The organism is Kribbella sp. NPDC004875, assembly GCF_042873375.1.
GTDB lineage: Bacteria > Actinomycetota > Actinomycetes > Propionibacteriales > Kribbellaceae > Kribbella.
The window spans coordinates 645562-661704 of the sequence record NZ_JBIALI010000005.1 but is presented as its reverse complement, the minus strand read 5'-3'; the positions used below and the strand labels follow the sequence as shown (position 1 = coordinate 661704).

Annotated in this window: 15 protein-coding genes; 5 read left to right on the top strand and 10 right to left on the bottom strand. The window is 70.1% G+C overall.

The genetic code is table 11. The features are described from left to right. Positions 1-4: 4 nt before the first annotated feature. From ACFYRH_RS29655 to ACFYRH_RS29640, 4 genes are all read right to left on the bottom strand, one after another. Positions 5-1075 (bottom strand): carboxypeptidase-like regulatory domain-containing protein, encoded by a 1071-nt coding sequence (locus ACFYRH_RS29655; protein ID WP_387782222.1) that lies wholly within the window; start codon positions 1073-1075, stop codon positions 5-7. Further along, positions 1075-2139, bottom strand: a complete 1065-nt coding sequence (locus tag ACFYRH_RS29650; RefSeq protein WP_387782220.1) for a hypothetical protein — start codon at positions 2137-2139, stop codon at positions 1075-1077. Before ACFYRH_RS29650 ends, ACFYRH_RS29655 begins: the two co-directional genes overlap by 1 nt. Position 2140: 1 nt before the next feature. Next, positions 2141-3250 carry a hypothetical protein gene (locus tag ACFYRH_RS29645; RefSeq protein ID WP_387782219.1) on the bottom strand — a complete coding sequence of 370 codons (1110 nt, stop codon included), beginning with the start codon at positions 3248-3250 and terminating at the stop codon, positions 2141-2143. An 85-nt stretch (positions 3251-3335) separates the two neighbouring features. Next, positions 3336-3800: a hypothetical protein gene (locus tag ACFYRH_RS29640; RefSeq protein ID WP_387782217.1), complete on the bottom strand. Its 465-nt coding sequence runs from the start codon at positions 3798-3800 to the stop codon at positions 3336-3338. A 125-nt stretch (positions 3801-3925) separates the two neighbouring features. Between ACFYRH_RS29640 and ACFYRH_RS29635 the strand changes: the two genes are divergently transcribed. After that, positions 3926-5155, top strand: coding sequence for a M20/M25/M40 family metallo-hydrolase (locus ACFYRH_RS29635; protein ID WP_387782215.1), 1230 nt, complete (start codon positions 3926-3928; stop codon positions 5153-5155). A gap of 161 nt (positions 5156-5316) precedes the next feature. On the opposite strand, the gene ACFYRH_RS29630 is transcribed toward ACFYRH_RS29635, so the two are convergent. The 6 genes from ACFYRH_RS29630 to ACFYRH_RS29605 all read right to left on the bottom strand — a co-directional run bounded on the left by ACFYRH_RS29630 (position 5317) and on the right by ACFYRH_RS29605 (position 12240). Next, positions 5317-6558, bottom strand: a complete 1242-nt coding sequence (locus tag ACFYRH_RS29630; RefSeq protein ID WP_387782213.1) for a serine hydrolase domain-containing protein — start codon at positions 6556-6558, stop codon at positions 5317-5319. Between the two features lie 38 nt (positions 6559-6596). Then, a complete protein-coding gene (locus tag ACFYRH_RS29625; RefSeq protein ID WP_387782211.1) occupies positions 6597-7265 on the bottom strand; it encodes a DUF4097 family beta strand repeat-containing protein in 669 nt (222 codons plus the stop codon). Positions 7266-7390: 125 nt separating this feature from the next. Further along, positions 7391-7861, bottom strand: a complete 471-nt coding sequence (locus ACFYRH_RS29620) for a hypothetical protein (RefSeq protein WP_387782209.1) — start codon at positions 7859-7861, stop codon at positions 7391-7393. Between the two features lie 126 nt (positions 7862-7987). Then, positions 7988-10270, bottom strand: a complete 2283-nt coding sequence (locus tag ACFYRH_RS29615; protein WP_387782207.1) for a tetratricopeptide repeat protein — start codon at positions 10268-10270, stop codon at positions 7988-7990. A gap of 96 nt (positions 10271-10366) precedes the next feature. Further along, complete coding sequence (locus ACFYRH_RS29610; RefSeq protein WP_387782205.1) at positions 10367-11365, bottom strand: phosphotransferase family protein; 999 nt, start codon at positions 11363-11365, stop codon at positions 10367-10369. Next, a complete protein-coding gene (locus tag ACFYRH_RS29605; RefSeq protein WP_387782203.1) occupies positions 11365-12240 on the bottom strand; it encodes an aminoglycoside phosphotransferase family protein in 876 nt (291 codons plus the stop codon). Before ACFYRH_RS29605 ends, ACFYRH_RS29610 begins: the two co-directional genes overlap by 1 nt. Positions 12241-12321: 81 nt before the next feature. Between ACFYRH_RS29605 and ACFYRH_RS29600 the strand changes: the two genes are divergently transcribed. The 4 genes from ACFYRH_RS29600 to rsgA all read left to right on the top strand — a co-directional run bounded on the left by ACFYRH_RS29600 (position 12322) and on the right by rsgA (position 16130). Next, positions 12322-13053, top strand: coding sequence for a DsbA family protein (locus ACFYRH_RS29600; protein ID WP_387782201.1), 732 nt, complete (start codon positions 12322-12324; stop codon positions 13051-13053). 58 nt (positions 13054-13111) lie between these two features. Next, on the top strand, positions 13112-13717 hold the full coding sequence (locus ACFYRH_RS29595; protein WP_387782199.1) for a DoxX family protein: 606 nt from the start codon (positions 13112-13114) through the stop codon (positions 13715-13717). A gap of 88 nt (positions 13718-13805) precedes the next feature. Beyond that, positions 13806-15080: a 3-phosphoshikimate 1-carboxyvinyltransferase gene (gene aroA, locus ACFYRH_RS29590; RefSeq protein WP_387782197.1), complete on the top strand. Its 1275-nt coding sequence runs from the start codon at positions 13806-13808 to the stop codon at positions 15078-15080. 66 nt (positions 15081-15146) lie between these two features. Next, positions 15147-16130, top strand: a complete 984-nt coding sequence (gene rsgA / locus ACFYRH_RS29585; RefSeq protein ID WP_387782195.1) for a ribosome small subunit-dependent GTPase A — start codon at positions 15147-15149, stop codon at positions 16128-16130. Positions 16131-16143 lie beyond the last annotated feature (13 nt).

Genomic DNA, 16143 nt, shown 5'->3' with positions numbered 1-16143 from the left:
GGTCTCAACCCACGGTGACTGGCACGGACTCGGTGGGCGCGGAGGGGTTGGCGACGTTGTCGGTGCTGATGGCGACAACCCGGTAGGCGCCGGCCGCGGGGCGCGAGCTCCAGGTCACCTGGTAGTTGGAGGCCGCACTGGTCGACGAACCGATCAGAGTCCCGTTGGCGCAGGTACCCGAGTAGCCGGCGCAGTAGTAGTACGCGACCGACTTCACGCCTGATCCGGAGTCCGAGGCCGGAGCTGTCAGCGTGCTGTTTCCGCTGACCAAGACAGTCACGGTGAAACTCGCCGACGTGACTGAGACACCGTTGGACGTTGACGCGATGAGGTTGACACCGAGCGCCGTCGAGCCGAACACCACGGAGGAGAAGGTCGCACGGCCGTTCGCGTCCGACGTCGCGGACAGGTTGATCCCACTCGGCGAGGAGGTCAGCGTGACCGGAGTGTTGGGCACGGGATTGCCGTACTGGTCCTGGACCTGCACCGTGATGGCCGGCGACAACGGGGTATTCACGAAGCCGTCGGCCGGCGCCTGGACGAACGCGAGCTTGCCGACCGCTCCTGCGGTCAGTGTGACCGCGTTGTCCGACTGCACCGCGTTCGTGTCGCTGGAGGTCGACAGCTTGAACGTGCTCGCCGGATAGGTCCCGCTCGGGGCGTTCGTGATACCGCGCAACGTGAGGGTGCCCTGGGTCTTGTTCGACAGCTTGCACCCTGCGCCCACCAGAGTGATCGTCACGACCGAGTTGCTGGTGCTCGCGGTCGCACTGCAGTTGCCGAACTCCGGCCCGAGAGTCACCGCAGGGCTCTGCGGCAGGCCGGTGAACGCGGCGTTGAAGGTGGCCGTGATCGTGCTGCCCGGGTTCAGTTGGCCGCCGGAGCCGTTGCTGGTCGTGAACTTGACGGTCCAGTCCGCGCTCGCGCCGCCCACGGCGGGCGACGGGCTGAAGCTGACGGCACTGACGCTGGTGGCGGCGGACGCCGGGCCGCCTCCGAAGAGGCCTGCGGCGAAGATGCCGACTCCGACCAGCACCGCGGCGGATGCTGCCGACAACGCACGTTTGAGATTCATCAGGAGAATCCGTTCACTTTCAGGGTGCCTGTGGTCGGCGGAGTGGCGTCGACGGTCACAGCGGTCGGCGCGCTCGGGGTGCTGAAGTTGCCGGCGGCATCGGTGGCCACGGCGACGATGCGGTAGCTGCCGTCCGTGGCGAACGGGGCCGCGGTGGTGAAGGCGAAACTGGTGGCCGTCGAGGATCCGATGGCTGTCCAGTTGGCTGCAGTGCAGGTGCCTGTTGCGCCGGTGCAGCGGTAATAGGTGACCGACGCGACGCCGGAGAGGTCGTCGGTGGCGGTGTCGGTCAAAGTGACGGCGGCGTTGCCTACGAAGGTGCCGTAGGTGAGTGATGCCGTGACGATCGGAGCAGCAGCCGTCGGTGCGGTTGCATCGTAGGTGACGGTGTTGTCGGTGGTAGTCGAGGCGGCATTGCCGGCGCCGCCGCTGTCGTGGACAGCGTTGGCCGGGATCGACACGGTGACGGCGCTGCTGCTCGCGAGACCGCTGACGGCGATGGTGTACGTCGGGCCGTTGCCGCTGACCGCGACCGTCGCGGACGCAGGTGAGACGGTGACTGCGGCGCTGGTGAAGTCGGTGACCGGCTCGCTGAAAACGGCGGTGAAGTTGAGGGGTGCTGTCCGGGCCGGGTCGGCCTGGCCGGCCGCTTGGTTGATCGTGACGGTCGGGCGGTCGTTGTACACGGTCACGTCAGCGCTCGACGCCGATGCGGTCCAACTGGCTGCGACGGCGGTGACAACGAAGCGGTACGTGCCGTCGGGGACACTGAGGCCGTTGCAGGACGTGGCGGTCGTCGTACTGCAGACAGCGGCGGTCGCACCGTCGCTGGTCCGTACGCGAGTCACGGTGTAGCCGGTGGCGCGGGCGGACGCGGTCCAGCTGACACTGGCCGTTCCAGCGCCCGCCGGTGCGGACACGGTGACCGGTGTCGGTGCGGCGAGTGTGCCGGTAGCGGCGGTTCCGGCACCGAAACCTGCGCCGGTCCAGAAGCCCCAGGCCGTGCCGGCGCCGGTCAGCGTCAGGACGACGAGTCCGAAGAGGAGCAGAGCGCGTCGAGTCATGTCAGCTCCCCTGCCCCGCGCCGGAGTACGCGAGGGTGACAGTGGCGCCCTTGCATCCGTCCTGGTTCACCGCGGTGTCGAGCATCGCGACCTGCGGTGCCGAGAAGCCCGAGACTGCGATGCTCCCGTTGGCCGGCACGGTCAGTGGATACGTTCCGGCGTACTGCGTGATGCGGTAGTCGCTCACGCCGCACGGGAGGTTGTGCGCGACGGCGTACGGCGTCCGCGTGACGGAGCTCAGGGCGACGGTCAGGTTCGTCACGGAGATCGGTTTCTTGTTCGGGTTGGTCAGCGTGAGATCGAGTGGTCGCGTGACTCCGGGCGCCAGCTGTCCGGTGAGGTTCCCGCTGATCGCGAACGCCCGGCCGCTGGTCTGGAGCACCAGAGTGACGTTCGCGTACGCCGAGCGCGTGGTGCCCGTGGTGTCTTTGCCGCCGGCCACCAGGGAGAGCGTGTAGGTGCCGTCGGTCGCACTGTCGGGTGTGGTGATCTGGACGTTCGCGGAGTTTCCATTGGCCGGGTTCGGTGTGAACGTGGCCGTTGCACCGGACGGCAGACCTCCGACGGTCGCGAACGTGACAGGTCCGGTGAGATTCGTCCGGGTCAACTGGACGGTGAACACCGCGATGCTGCCGGGTGCTTGCGTGACCGAGGCCGGTGCCGCGGTCATCGTCAACGCGCCGGAGAGCGGGGCGTTGACGGTCAGGCCGGCGTTGATGGTGTCGCTCACCTTGGTGCCGAGACCCTGCAGGGTGATGACGGCCGATCCGGTCGGTGTGGTCGCTGTGGTGCTGACGGTCAGTGTCGTGGTCGCCGTACCGCCGGACGTCAGGGTCACCGACACCGGGCTGTAGGACGCCGACGTACCGGACGGCAGCCCGGGGGCGCTGAACGTGATCGCGCCGGTGAAGCCTCCGGTGGAAGTCACGCTGACCGTGTACGTCGCCGACTGGCCGCGCGTCACCGACTGGCTGGTCGGTGACAGGCCGAGCGTGATGCCCGGCTTGGCCGGCTGGACCGCGTACGACAGGCCGGTGACGGCGAGCAGCAGGCACAGCCCGGCGACCAGGAACCTGATCATCCGGTACGGCGCTGTTCGCGTGCCTCGCATCTCCTGCTCACTCCCCCAAGACGTTGGTGCGTTCCCGGTCCGGACGGGGGTGCCCCGCCCGGACCTGGGAAACCGCGGCGACGAACTAGTTGCTGGCGTACGCGAGGTTGACCGTGGCGCCCTTGCAGGCGTCCTGGCTGGTCGCCTTGTTGTTGAACTTGATCGTCGCGCCGGTGAAGGTCTCGGTGGCGCCCGCGGCGAGGTCCTTGGCGATCGTCATGACCGGGGTGGCCAGCGTGTAGTCGGTGGCGTCGCAGGTGCCGGTCACGCCGTCGGCCTTGGTGACCGATGCGATGCTCACGGTCACGGTGTTGACGTACGCGCTGTTGGACGCGTTGTTCGTCACGGTGCCGGCGATGGTCTGCGCGGTGTCGCCCGGGAACATGTTCGTGATCGTGCTGGTCTGCGCGATCGCGAGGTTGCTCGCGCCGGCCGACGTCGTGGCGGAGCCGGCGCCGGTGCCGGTGGTGCTCCAGAAGGCGAAGGCAGTGCCGGTGCCGATGACCAGCGTGGCGGCGGTAGCGATGAGGATCTTCTTCTTGCGGTGCATGGCGGTTTCCCTTACCCCAGTGGCCCCGGTCGGGCCGTCCTCCGGAAGGTTGCCAGCAACGCTCGGGGTCCGTCTGTCGTCCGATCGGTCAGACCTTGTCGTCCGATCGGTGATAATCCTGAGCCGTGACCAACGAGATCGAGCAGTCCGTTCTGGCTGCCGTCGACAACGACCGGATCGTCGCCGACCTGCGGGACCTGGTGCGGATCCCGAGCATCGACGGGACCGCCGCCGAGAACGATGTCCAGGCATGGTGTGCGGCCCGGCTCGAGGGACTCGGGCTGGCGGTGGACCACTGGGAGCTCGACCTCCCGGCGTTGACCGCGGACCCGGAGTTCCCCGGCGCGGAGGTGGAGCGCGACGCAGCCTGGGGCTGTGTCGGCGTCCTCGGCGGTACGGCGACACCGGGGCTGATCCTCAACGGGCACGTGGATGTGGTGCCGGGTGACGCGTTCGACGCGCGGATCGAGCACGGCGTGATGTGGGGCCGCGGGACCTGCGACATGAAGGGCGGCGTCGCGGCCGTCCTCGGCGCGGTCGCGGCGATCGTTGCCGCGGGCGTCCCGTTGCGCAAGCCGCTCGCGGTGCACACGGTGATCGGCGAGGAGGACGGCGGCCTCGGGACGTTCGCGACCCTTCGCCGCGGTCATCGCGGTGAGGCGTGCCTGATCGCGGAGCCGACCGCCGGGACCGTGATCCCGGCGAACGCCGGCTCACTGACGTTCCGCCTGGAGGTGCCCGGTCTCGCGACGCACGGCTCGACGCGCAGCCGCGGCGTGAGCGCGATCGAGAAGTTCACCCACATCCAGACCGCGCTGCAGGAACTCGAGGCGGACCGCAACCGCGATCCGCACCCGCTCCTCGCCCACCTCGACCTCGCCAACCCGCTCTCCGTCGGCACCATCGCGTCCGGCGACTGGGCGAGCACCGTCCCCGACAACCTGATCGCCGAGGGCAGGTACGGCGTCCGCCTCGGTGAGCCGCTCGCGGCAGCACGAGCCGCCTTCGAGACGGCGATCGCCAACGCCTGCGCGAAGGACGACTGGCTGCGCGACCACCCGGTCGTGGTGACCTGGCCGGGTGGTGAGTTCGCGTCCGGCCTGCTCCCGGACGGCGACCCGCTGCTCGCCGACACCCTCCGAGCCGTGACCGACGCCGGCGGTACGACGCCCGCGGTGCTGGGCGCGCCGTACGGGTCGGATCTGCGCCAGTACGCCGCCGCGGACATCCCGACCGTGCAGTTCGGCCCGGGTGACGTCCGCTACGCACATGCCGCCGACGAGCACGTCGTACTCGACGACGTCCTCGCGGCGGCACGTGCCTACGCCCTGCTGGCCCTCAGGCGTTGTGCCTAGGCCGTGTCTGGCAATTCCGCGCCGTAGCGAGCAGGTGCTCGGTGCGGTGGCTCGGTGCGCGGGAGCGAAGGTCTCGATGCGGAGCATCGTGGCCTTTGCTCACGTGCAGCGAGGTGCCGTGCCGAGTGCCGCGCAGTAGGCGGGGAATTGCCAGACACGGCCTAGTCCTCCAGCGCCTGGTAGAGCGTGGTCCAGAAGTCGTTCATCAGGTGGATCGCGGACGGCACCGTCGCACCGACCTGGGTGAGCAGGACACCGGTGATCTTGTTGACCGGGTCCGCGTACGTCGACGTACCCGAGCCGCCGTCCCAGCCGAACTGACCGATCGGGGCGTAGTCGCCGCGGTACGTGCGGACCGCCATGCCGAAGCCCCAGCCGCCCTGCTGGCCCTGGCCGAACGAGATGTGCACGTTGTCGCGGGCAAGTGTCTCGCGGGCCGCCAGCTGCTCCGGCGTCAGGCTGTTGCTGGTCATCAGCTCGACGGCCGGCCGGGACAGGATCCGCTGCCGCTCGTGGACGCCGTTGTTCAGCAGCATCCGGAAGTAGGCGTGGTAGTCGTCGGCGGTGGAGTTCAAGCCGCCACCCCCACCCTGGAACGCCGGTGGGGTGCTGTGCCGGCCGCCCTCTGCCTCGTCCCAGATCTGGAACTCACCGGTCGCCGGGTCCGGCGCGTACAACGGAGGCAGCCGGTGGATCTGGTCGGCCGGCACCGAGAACCCGGTGTCCTTCATCCCGAGCGGCTCGAAGATCCGCTCCCGCAGGAACTGGTCGAACGACTGCCCGCTGACCCGGGAGACCAGCACGCCGAGCAGGTCGCTGCTGATCTGGTACTGCCAGCGCTCCCCCGGCTGGTACATCAGCGGCAGCGTGCCGAGGCGGCGCATCCACTCGTCCTGCTCCGGCATCGGCACCGGCAGGTTCGGCGTGATGCCCTGCTCGAACAGTGCGCCCATGATCGGCGTACCGATCATCGTCATGTCCATGCCGAGGCCGAACGTCGAGGTCAGGATGTCCCGGACGGTGATCGGGCGGCGGGCCGGCACGGTGTCGTCGACCGGGCTGTCGATCCGCTTCAGCACCTGCCGGTCGGCGAGCTCGGGCAGCCACTCCTCGACGGTGTCGTCCAGCCGCAGCTTGCACTCGTCGAGCAGCACCATCGCCGCCGACACCGAGACCGGCTTCGACGTCGACGCCATCCGGAAGATGGTGTCGCGCTGCATCGGCGCGCCGCCGTCGTGGCGCATGGTCCCATGCGCCTCGACGTGCGCCGCACCGTCGCCCCGGCTGACCAGCGCGACGACGCCGGGGATCTTCCCGGAGTCCACGGACCGGGCAAGTACGTCGTGCAGCCGGCTCAGCCCGGACTCGGTGAAACCGGACGGTGTGATTGCGCTGGTTGGCATGGTGATGGTTCTCCTTCTCCGGGTGGGGATGTGCGAGGTCAGAGGCTGCGGGCGACGATGTCGCCGACCGAGGTGGTCGCCTTGATGGCCAACTCGGCGCCGGCTCCGACGCTGTTCTTGAGCGAGTTGCTGATCCGGCCGGTCGCGGTGCCGGCGTCCAGCGAGGCCGAGACTCCGGCGGCCGCGCCGATCTCCACCTCTCCGGCGTCGGTGCGCAGTGTGACGTCGCCCTGCACGGCCTCGGCGATCCGGATGTCGCCCTTGCTGGTGCGGATCTGCGCCGGGCCGTTCAGCCGGGCGATGCTGACATCGCCGGCCGAGGTGGTGACCCGGGCGGTCGCGACGTCGTCGAGATCGATGTCGCCGTGCGAGCTCTCGACCGTGAAGTCGCCGAACCGGCCGACCGCCTTGAGGTCGGAGCTGGCGGTCTTCACCGTGACCTGGGAGCCGGCCGGCAGCTGGACCGTGACCGCGACGGAGCCCGTCGGCCCGAAGTACTGGTTCTTCGCGGTGACCGTGATCCGCAGGACACCGTCGGCGTACGAGACCTGCGCCTCCTCGGCGACTTTGACGTCACGGCTCTTCGCCGGGTCGGCCGGCCGCACCTCGACGGTGGTGTCGGTCCGGTCGGTGGCGACCAGCTCGATCGGGCCGGCCGGGAGGTCCAGGACTGCGGAGATCGGTGCGGGGGTGCTGAACGTCGTCATGGTGGTGCCTTTCGCTGTTTGCCGTTGTTGACGAGTACTACGATCCGAGGCCGCGCTGACACCGGGCCGCCGTCGCGCTGACACGGGTTCTGACACACGTACTGACACGGGTGCTGACACGGGGTTCAGCAGCCGAGGCGGTCGGCGATCACGGCCAGCACCCGGCCGAGATCCCGTGCCATCCGCGCCCGCAGGCCGAGCTCGGCGATGCCTGGTGCGAAGCCGGGATGGTGGGCGTCGACTCGATGCACGCGATGCGTCACCAGCGCGCCGGCAGGTGTGGCAGTCACCTCGTGTACGCCGGCGTACCAGCTCTGCACGGCCAGCGCGGTGCGGCCGACCTCGATCCGCACGGGCTCGACCTGACCGGCGAACTCGGCGCGGTAGCGGCCGGGACCGGGCCCGGCGACGACCGTCATCGCCCCGAGCCGGGCGGTCGACGCCCCCGCGAGGACCAGGAGGTTGTCGTCGCCGACCCGGCCCTCGCGGACCGCGAGCAGGAGCTCGGCGACCGCGTCGGTGGACGCCGGTACCGTCTCGTGGACCTCCCACTGGGCGGTTAGCGCGGCGAGCTCGGCGAGCAGCGACGTGTGCATACCGGAAGCCTCTTGGTCCCGGTGTCCCGGCACAATCCAGGGCGCGCCCGCCGGGACATGAGACAGGGCGCCGACCTGCGGTTTCATCGGGTTCGGCCGTGTGTCCCGGGACGGGACGGGACACCCTCAGGACGCGCGGTCGACGCCGTCCCGCGCCTGCGGAACGAGGTAGTCGAGGCCGTGCGTGCTGCTGACTTCCAAAGCTGTCCGGAAGACGCGTGCCGCACTGTCCCGGTCACCGGTGGCGAGGCACGCCTCGGCGTACGGGAGCAGGCAGCGCACCAGTCGGTGGCTCTCGCCCGCCCGCTCGAGGATCTCGACGGCCTCGGCCTGCCGGGAGGCCGCTTCCTCGGTCCGGCCGAGGTGCTGCAGCACCACCGCGACATCGGTGAGGCTAGCCGCCTCCAGGATCGCGTGACTGTTCGAACGGCTGACATCGACGGCCTGCTCGGAGAAGCCGAGCGCCGTTGGCAGGTCACCCAGCCCGAAGGCGGCCCGGCCGAGCACGTCCAGACACATCCGCTCCGTTTGCCGGTCGCCGGTCGGCCCGGTCGCGATCACGTCCGCCGCGAGCTCGCGCGCTTCGACGTACCGGCCGGCGCTCACCAAGGCCTGTGCGAGACCGCTGCGTAACCGGGCGTGGACGGCTTTCGCATCGGCGGGCAGGATCGCGGTCGCCCGTTCCAGAAGGTCGACGGCGTCGTCGGGCGCCAGCAGGTACTCACGGATCTCGCCGAGCTGCAGCAGTGCGAAGCCCTCGCTGACGGTGTCGCCCTCCGCGGCCATCAGTACCCGCGCGGCCTCCAGATCGGGGACCGCTTCGGCCAGCCGGCCCAGCCGGAGCAGCAGGGCACCCAGCAGGAACCGGTGCGAGGCGAGCACCCTGCGGTCACCGAGTCGTTCGGCACTGGGCAGGGTCGCCTCGAGCCCGCGACGCAACTCTGCCGAACCACCGCGCCGCGCGTAGGACATCGTGGCGAGCTGCCCGAGGCCTACCGCGGACGCGTCGATCCGCAGCCGTACGGCGAGCGCGAAGGTGGCCGTGACGTTGCTCTGCTCGACGTCCATCCAGTGCAGGACCCTTCCGTATTCGGACAGGTCGGGCAGTGCGGACGGCGGGTGGGACACGGTCACCGGCAGCGGGATCAGGATCTCGTTCAGCTTCTTCACGGCCAGCAGGCCGCTCAGGTAGTAGTCGCCGAGCCGGGTGATCGCCGGCACCGGGTCGGCGTCCGGATCGTCAGCGCGGGCAGCCTGCCGGAGGAGGTCGTGCATGCGGTAGCGACCCGCTGCCGGCTCCTGGACGAGGTGGACGTCCACCAGGTCCTCCAGCAGAGTCCGGGCGTTGGCGAGGGGGATCTCCGCCAGCGCGGCCGCGGCGTACGCGTCGATGTCCTCGCCCGGGACCAGACCGAGCAGCCGGAACATCCGGCGCTGTGCGGGGTCCAGCTGACGCAGTGACATCTCAAAGACGTCTGACACCGGCAACTCGCCTTCACGCAGTCGCTCGACCAGCGTGTCGAGCGTCCAGGCAGGCCGGTGCCGCAGTCGCGCCGCGGCGACCCGGATCGCAAGCGGCAGGTTCCCACAACGACGCAGTACTTCGTTGACGTCGCCAGGCCGCGTGCCGCCGACGGACCGGACGAACAACCGCGCAGCGTCTTCGGACGGGAGCACGTCCAGCGAGATCGGCAGTACGCCGTCCAGCTCGACCATCCGGCGCCGGCTCGTGATCACCACGAAGATCTGACCGGCACCGGGCAACAGGTCGCGCACGTGGGCGGCGTCCGTAGCGTTGTCGAGGACAACGATCGCCCGCCGCGTCGCCAGCTCCGACCGCCAGAGCGCTGCCCGTTCGGCGAGGCCCTCGGGGATCCGGCCGGGTGCCAGCCCCAGCGCGGTCAGCAGCACCCGGAGCGCCTCGACCGGTTCCACCCGCTCCCGGCCCGGAGTGAAACCGTGCAGGTCCAGGTACAGCTGCCCGTCCGGGAAGTCGGTGGTCAGCAGGTGTGCGGCATGCACGGCCAGCGCGGACTTCCCGACACCTGCCATACCGTCGATCGCCACCGCTGACATTGTCTGTGCGGCCGCCAGCAGGGCGTCCAGCTCAGCCTTCCGGCCGGTGAAGGCGGTGACGTCGTGCGGCAGGTCATTGCGTACCGGCGCGGCAGCCGACGGACCCGACTGCGCACCCTCCTTCGCCTGCTCCCACAACGGACGCAGTGGTCGCGGATCGCGACCAGCGGCTTTACAGAGCGCGACGATCGTCGGCCAGGGCGGAACGGCCTGACCGGAGAAGTACCGCGACAACGAGGAACTGCTGGTGTCGATGTCGCGAGCCAGATCGCGCAGGCTTCGACCGGTCAGATCGCGCAACTGCCGCAAGCGGTCAGCCAGTTCGTCCCGCACGCTCGCCCCTTCCCCAGAACCGCTGGCGATTGTAAAGGACGTTATGAAATCAGAAGCATGATGATCGACGACCGGCACCAGGCTGAAGACAGAGACCTACCAGATGAGTTGGTCCAGATGGTTATGGCCGGACAGCAGGCGGGCGATGCGGTACTGCGCCGCTTCGCGTAGGCCGGGCTGGGGGTGGTGTGCGTAGAGCGCGAGCTCCCCGTACATGTCGTAGAAGAGCAACCGTTCGCGCAGATGCTCGCGCTCGAACAACTCCGGATACGCGCCGTGCAGCCATCCGGGGACCTTCGTGAGTGTGGTCTCGTCAAGCCCTTGTTCGTCGGGTGTCGGTGGGTACTCCCGGGCCCTCGCGCACCAGCGCAGGATCGTGTCGAGCTCGACATCAGCCGGCTGGGCTACCGCCTCCGCGAAGTCGATCAGTCCGGTGACGCGTCCCTGGTCGACAATCACGTTGGATCCGTGCAGATCACCATGGACGAGGACGGGTTCGTCGGCGGCGAACAACACCAACCGCTCCTGGACCCAGTCAGTGACGTCGGTGAGCAGGCGCGAGTCGTGGCCGGGCAATCGCCGCGCATCCTCGACCAGCTGGAGCGCCACAGTCACCACAGGTGGATGAAACGCTGCCCACGGCTTCTTCCCGGCGATTGCGTGGGCCAGCCAAGGTGGCAGCAGGCCCGCCGGGACAGGTATCCGGTGCAGTGCACGCAACGCAGCGCCGAGGCTCTCGATCATTGCTTGGCGCGTGTGCGAGTCCGCCGCCGGCCACGCGTCGTACAGCGTTCGGCCGGGTAGGCGCTCGGAGACGTACCAGGGCCCGTCCGGGCCGTCGCCGTGGGCGACGTGCCGGGCGTGTGGGACCTCGCTGCCGGCGAGCAGGCTGACGACTGCAGCCTCGTGGCGATACGCGTCGCTATGCCGTTCGTCGGTATTCAGCCGTACGACGTATTCGTCGCCGACCCACGCGCGGCTGACCCAGCCTGCCTTGGGATGAAAGCGCCCGGTCGCCGGCAGACCAGCGGCCGCCAGCGTTCTCAGCAGGACCGGATCGGTAGCCGGCTCGTCGACGAAGCTGCGGGTCCGCATCAACCCATCGTCCTCGAACAGCTCGACTGACCAGCAAGGAGCCGCGCAAGCGCCGCGCGTCCGGCCGGGCCCCAGGCCGGTTTCCCGCCCGGTTTGCCGAGGTCCCCGTTGATCCCCATCGCGATCAGGAACATGGCCCGCTGCACGGCCCACCCGCGCGCTCGCCGTACCGTCGCCTCATCCACCGGGTAGCGCTCGAAGAACCGTTGCGCGCCGCCGTCCGGCAGCAGGATCCAGGCGGCCGCCAGATCGTTCGCCGGGTCGCCCGCGGACACCTCCTCGAAGTCGATGACGCCGGCCAGCGTGCCGTCGGCAACGACGACGTTGGCGGGGTGCAGGTCGCCGTGCAGCCAGACCGGCGCCCCCTCCCACGGCGGCGCCGCGACAGCGTCCTCCCAGATCGCGAGGACCTCGTCGAGCTGGTCGACATGCTCGTGGACGTCCGGGAATCCCAGGTCCGGCGGCAGCGTGCCGCGCTCGCTCACCGGAGCGTCGGCCGGCGCCTCGGTGTGCAGCGCCAGCAGGAAATCGGCCAGCAGATCGGCGGACTGCGCCGTACTGACCGGCATCCGGTCGGCGGGCTCGCCATGGACCCAGGTGGTGATCAGCCAGGTCTTCTGGAAGCGCTCCGACGGTACGCCGCGGCGCTGCGGGACCGGCACCGGCAGCGGAAGCCGGGCCGCGAGTTCAGGGACCCACCGGTGCTCCCGCTCGAGCAGCTCGACCGCCGGGTCGAAGCGCGGCATCCGGACCGCCAGGTCGTTGCCCAGCCGCCACATCTGGTTGCCCCAGCCGCCGATGACCTCCTTCAGCTCCAGCTCGGCGAGATCGGGGAACTGCTCTGCCATCAGGGTCCGCACGAGGTCCTGGTCCATGGAGCGTCAGACGCGTCACAGCAGGCCCAGGTTGGGAACAGTTTGGGAATAGGTCCAGCTAGGGGTCAGTTGCCGACAGTTATGCGTATTGATGTGTGGTCCGACGTCGTCTGCCCGTGGTGCTACATCGGGAAGCGCCGGCTCGAAGAGGCCCTGGAGGCCAGTGGTGACACCGCGGAGATCGTCTGGCACAGCTTCCAGCTCGATCCGTCGTCGACGAACGACGACCCGCGGGACCTGGCGACCCGGTTGGGCGAGAAGTACGGCCGTGGCCGCGAGTGGGGCCTGCAGGCCAACGCCCAGGTCACCGAGGTGGCGGCTGAGGTCGGCCTGGAGTACCACCTGGACCAGGCGAAGCCGGTCAACACCGTCGACGCACACCGGCTGCTGCACCTGGCCCGCGAGCTCGGCGAGGCCGGAGAGTTGCCGGCGGACACGCAGGGCCGCCTCAAGGAGCGTCTGCTCAAGGCCTACTTCACCGACGGCCTCCCGGTCGGTGACCACACCACGCTGACCGAGCTGGCGACCGAGGTCGGTCTGCCCGCCGATCGAGTACGTGAGGTCCTGAGCGGTACGGCGTACACGCAGGACGTCGAGGCGGACCAGGCGCAGGCACTGGCGTACGGCGCCAACGGCGTACCGTTCTTCGTCATCGACGAGAAGTACGGCGTCAGCGGCGCGCAGCCCGTGGAGGTCTTCGCCGAGGCACTGCGCCGGGCGAACGCGGACCGCAAGCCGGTGACCCTGATCACCGCCCCCGGCGCAACCACGGACGGTGACGCTGCCTGCGGACCGGACGGCTGCCCGATCTGATGATTTGCGTCAGCGGTGGGTACCGGACGTCGTACTGAACGTGGTGTATGAAGGAGGCATGACTGTCGTGCGCGCACTGGCCAGGCCGTTGCTGTCCGTCATTTTCGTCGTGCAGGGCGCGAACCAGATCCGTAACCCGGAGCCGCTGGTTCCCAAGGCGCAGCCGGTCACCGACCGGCTCGTCCCCGTCGTGAAGAAGGTCGCCCCGCCGCAGGTCGGCGAGCGGATCCCGGACACGACGGCCAACCTGGTCCGGCTGAACGGCGCGGCCCAGGTGGTCGGCGGTATCGCGCTGGCGACCGGCCGGGGCCGGCGTCTGGGCGCGGGTCTGCTGGCGGCTTCGCTGGTACCGACGACGCTCGCGGGCCACTCGTTCTGGCAGGAGAAGGACAAGGCGGTCCGGAAGCAGCAGCAGATCCAGTTCATGAAGAACCTGGGCATCCTCGGCGGTCTGCTGCTCGCCGCGGTCGACACCGAGGGCAAGCCGGGCGTCGCCTGGCGCGCCACCCACGGTGCGAAGGCGGCGAAGAAGGAGACCCGGCGCGGCACCAAGGCCGCGACGCGCGAGACCAAGCGCGCCGCGAAGGCCGCCCGGCGCGAGACCAAGCAGTTCGCCCGCGAGGCCAAGCAGGCCGCCCGACTCGCCAAGGCCGAACTGTCCTGAACTGACTCCTCGTTCCCGGACGGCTGAGACCTGTACCAGGCCGTCATGCCCTAGGCTCAGAGCCGAGATGACGAGCCTAGGGAGTGGTATGAGCGAGGATCAGGGCTGGCCGGCACCGCGGGTCGACGGAGCGGTCACCGGGACGGTCACGGTGCCCGGCTCGAAGTCGATCAGCAACCGCGCCCTCATCCTCGCCGCGCTCGCCGACGGCCCCTCGCAGCTGACCGGTCTGCTCGCGGCCCGCGACACCGCGCTGATGCGGTCCGCCCTGGTCTCGCTCGGCGTCGGCATCGCCGACAGCGGGACGACGGTCACGGTCACCCCCGGCTCGCTGAAGGGCCCGGCCGACGTCGACTGTGGCCTGGCCGGCACCGTGATGCGGTTCGTCCCGCCGGTCGCGGCGCTCGCCGACGGTGTGGTCGCGTTCGACGGCGACCCGTACGCGCGGGAGCGCCCGATGGGCGTCATCCTGGCCGCGCTGCGAGCGCTCGGCGTACAGATCGAGGACGGCGGCACCGGGCGGATGCCGTACACGGTGTCCGGGACCGGCGCGGTGCGGGGCGGCACGGTGACGCTGGACGCGTCCGGGTCGAGCCAGTTCGTGTCCGCGCTGCTGCTCGCCGGCGCCCGGTACGACGAGGGCGTCGACATCCGGCACGACGGGAAGCCGGTGCCCTCGCAGCCGCACCTGGACATGTCGGTCGCGATGCTGCGCGAGCGCGGCGTCCAGGTCGACGACGCGGAGCCGAACCGCTGGGTCGTTGCCCCCGGCCCCATTCGGGCACTGGACGCGGCGATCGAGCCGGACCTGTCGAACGCGGCGCCGTTCCTGGCCGCGGCCGTCATCACCGGCGGCTCCGTCACCGTGACCGGATGGCCGGCGCAGACCACGCAGCCAGGCGGTCAGCTGCCCGGGATCTTCACCCGTTTCGGCGCCGAGGTGACGCACACCGCCGAGGGACTCACGGTCCGCGGCACCGGCCGGATCGAGGGCTGCGACCTCGACCTCAGCGAGGTGGGTGAGCTGTCGCCGGTGATCGCCGCCGTCGCCGCGTTCGCCGACGGGCCGTCGTACCTGCGGGGAATCGCGCATCTGCGCTTCCACGAGACCGACCGGCTGGCCGCGCTGGAGACCGAGTTCAACGCGCTCGGTGGTGACGTGACGCAGCTCGAGGACGGTCTCGCGATCCGTCCGAAGCCCTTGCACGGCGGGCTTTTCCACACCTACGGCGACCACCGGATGGCGCACGCCGCCGCGGTCGTCGGCCTGCTCGTCGACGGCGTCGCGATCGAGAACATCGCCACCACGGCCAAGACACTGCCAGAATTCCCCGAACTCTGGACCGGGCTGAGCCGTGGGTGATGGTCCCGTGCCTACTGCGCGGCACTCGGCACGGCGCGGGACCATCACCCGCGGCTTGGCCGGCTGATGTCGCGGTACGACGAGGAGGCCAAGTTCGACCGGCCCAAGCGCCGCACCCGGCCACGGACCAAGGACCGCCCTTCGTACCACGACGCCGTCGAAGGCTTCGTGATCACCCGCGACCGCGGCCGCTACACCTGCTGGGTCGGCAGCAATGACACCGGCCGGGTCGTGACGGCGATGAAGGCCCGCCAGCTCGGCCGGAAGGGCGTGATCGTCGGCGACCGGGTCAAACTCGACGGCGACGCGAGCGGCGACGAGGGAACGCTGGCCCGGATCGTCGAGGTCGTGCCGCGGACGACGTTGCTGCTCCGCTCGGCCGATGACGACGACCCGATCGAGCGCCCCCTGGTGGCGAACGCGGACCAGCTGGTGATCGTCGTGGCGGTCGCGAACCCGGAGCCCCGTACCGGCCTCATCGACCGCTTCCTCGTCGCCGCGTACGACGCCGGCATGCGACCGCTGCTCTGCCTCACGAAGACCGACCTCGCCGACCCGGACCCACTGCTCTCGATCTACCGCCCGCTCGGCGTCGAATCGGTCGCGACCCACCAGGGCGGCGACCTCGCCGAGCTCCGCGAGCAGCTGCACGACCGGACCAGCGTCCTGGTCGGCCACTCCGGTGTCGGCAAGTCCACGCTGGTGAACGGGATCATCCCCGGCGCCGACCGCGCGACCGGCATCGTCAACGAGGTCACCGGGCGCGGGCGGCACACGTCGACGAACACCGTCGTACTGCGGCTGCCCGACGGCGGCTGGTTGATCGACACCCCGGGAATCCGCTCGTTCGGTCTGGCGCATGTCGATCCCGACAAGCTCATCCATGCGTTCCCCGACCTGGCCGATCTCGCGGAGAACTGCCCGCGTGGCTGCACCCATGCCGCCGACGCGCCGGACTGCGCGCTCGACGAGGCCGTCGCCGAGGGCCGGGCGGACGCCGACCGGGTCGCGTCGTTCCGCCGGCTGCTCGCCAGCCGAGCCAGCACCTAGTTGTGCCTGGCGG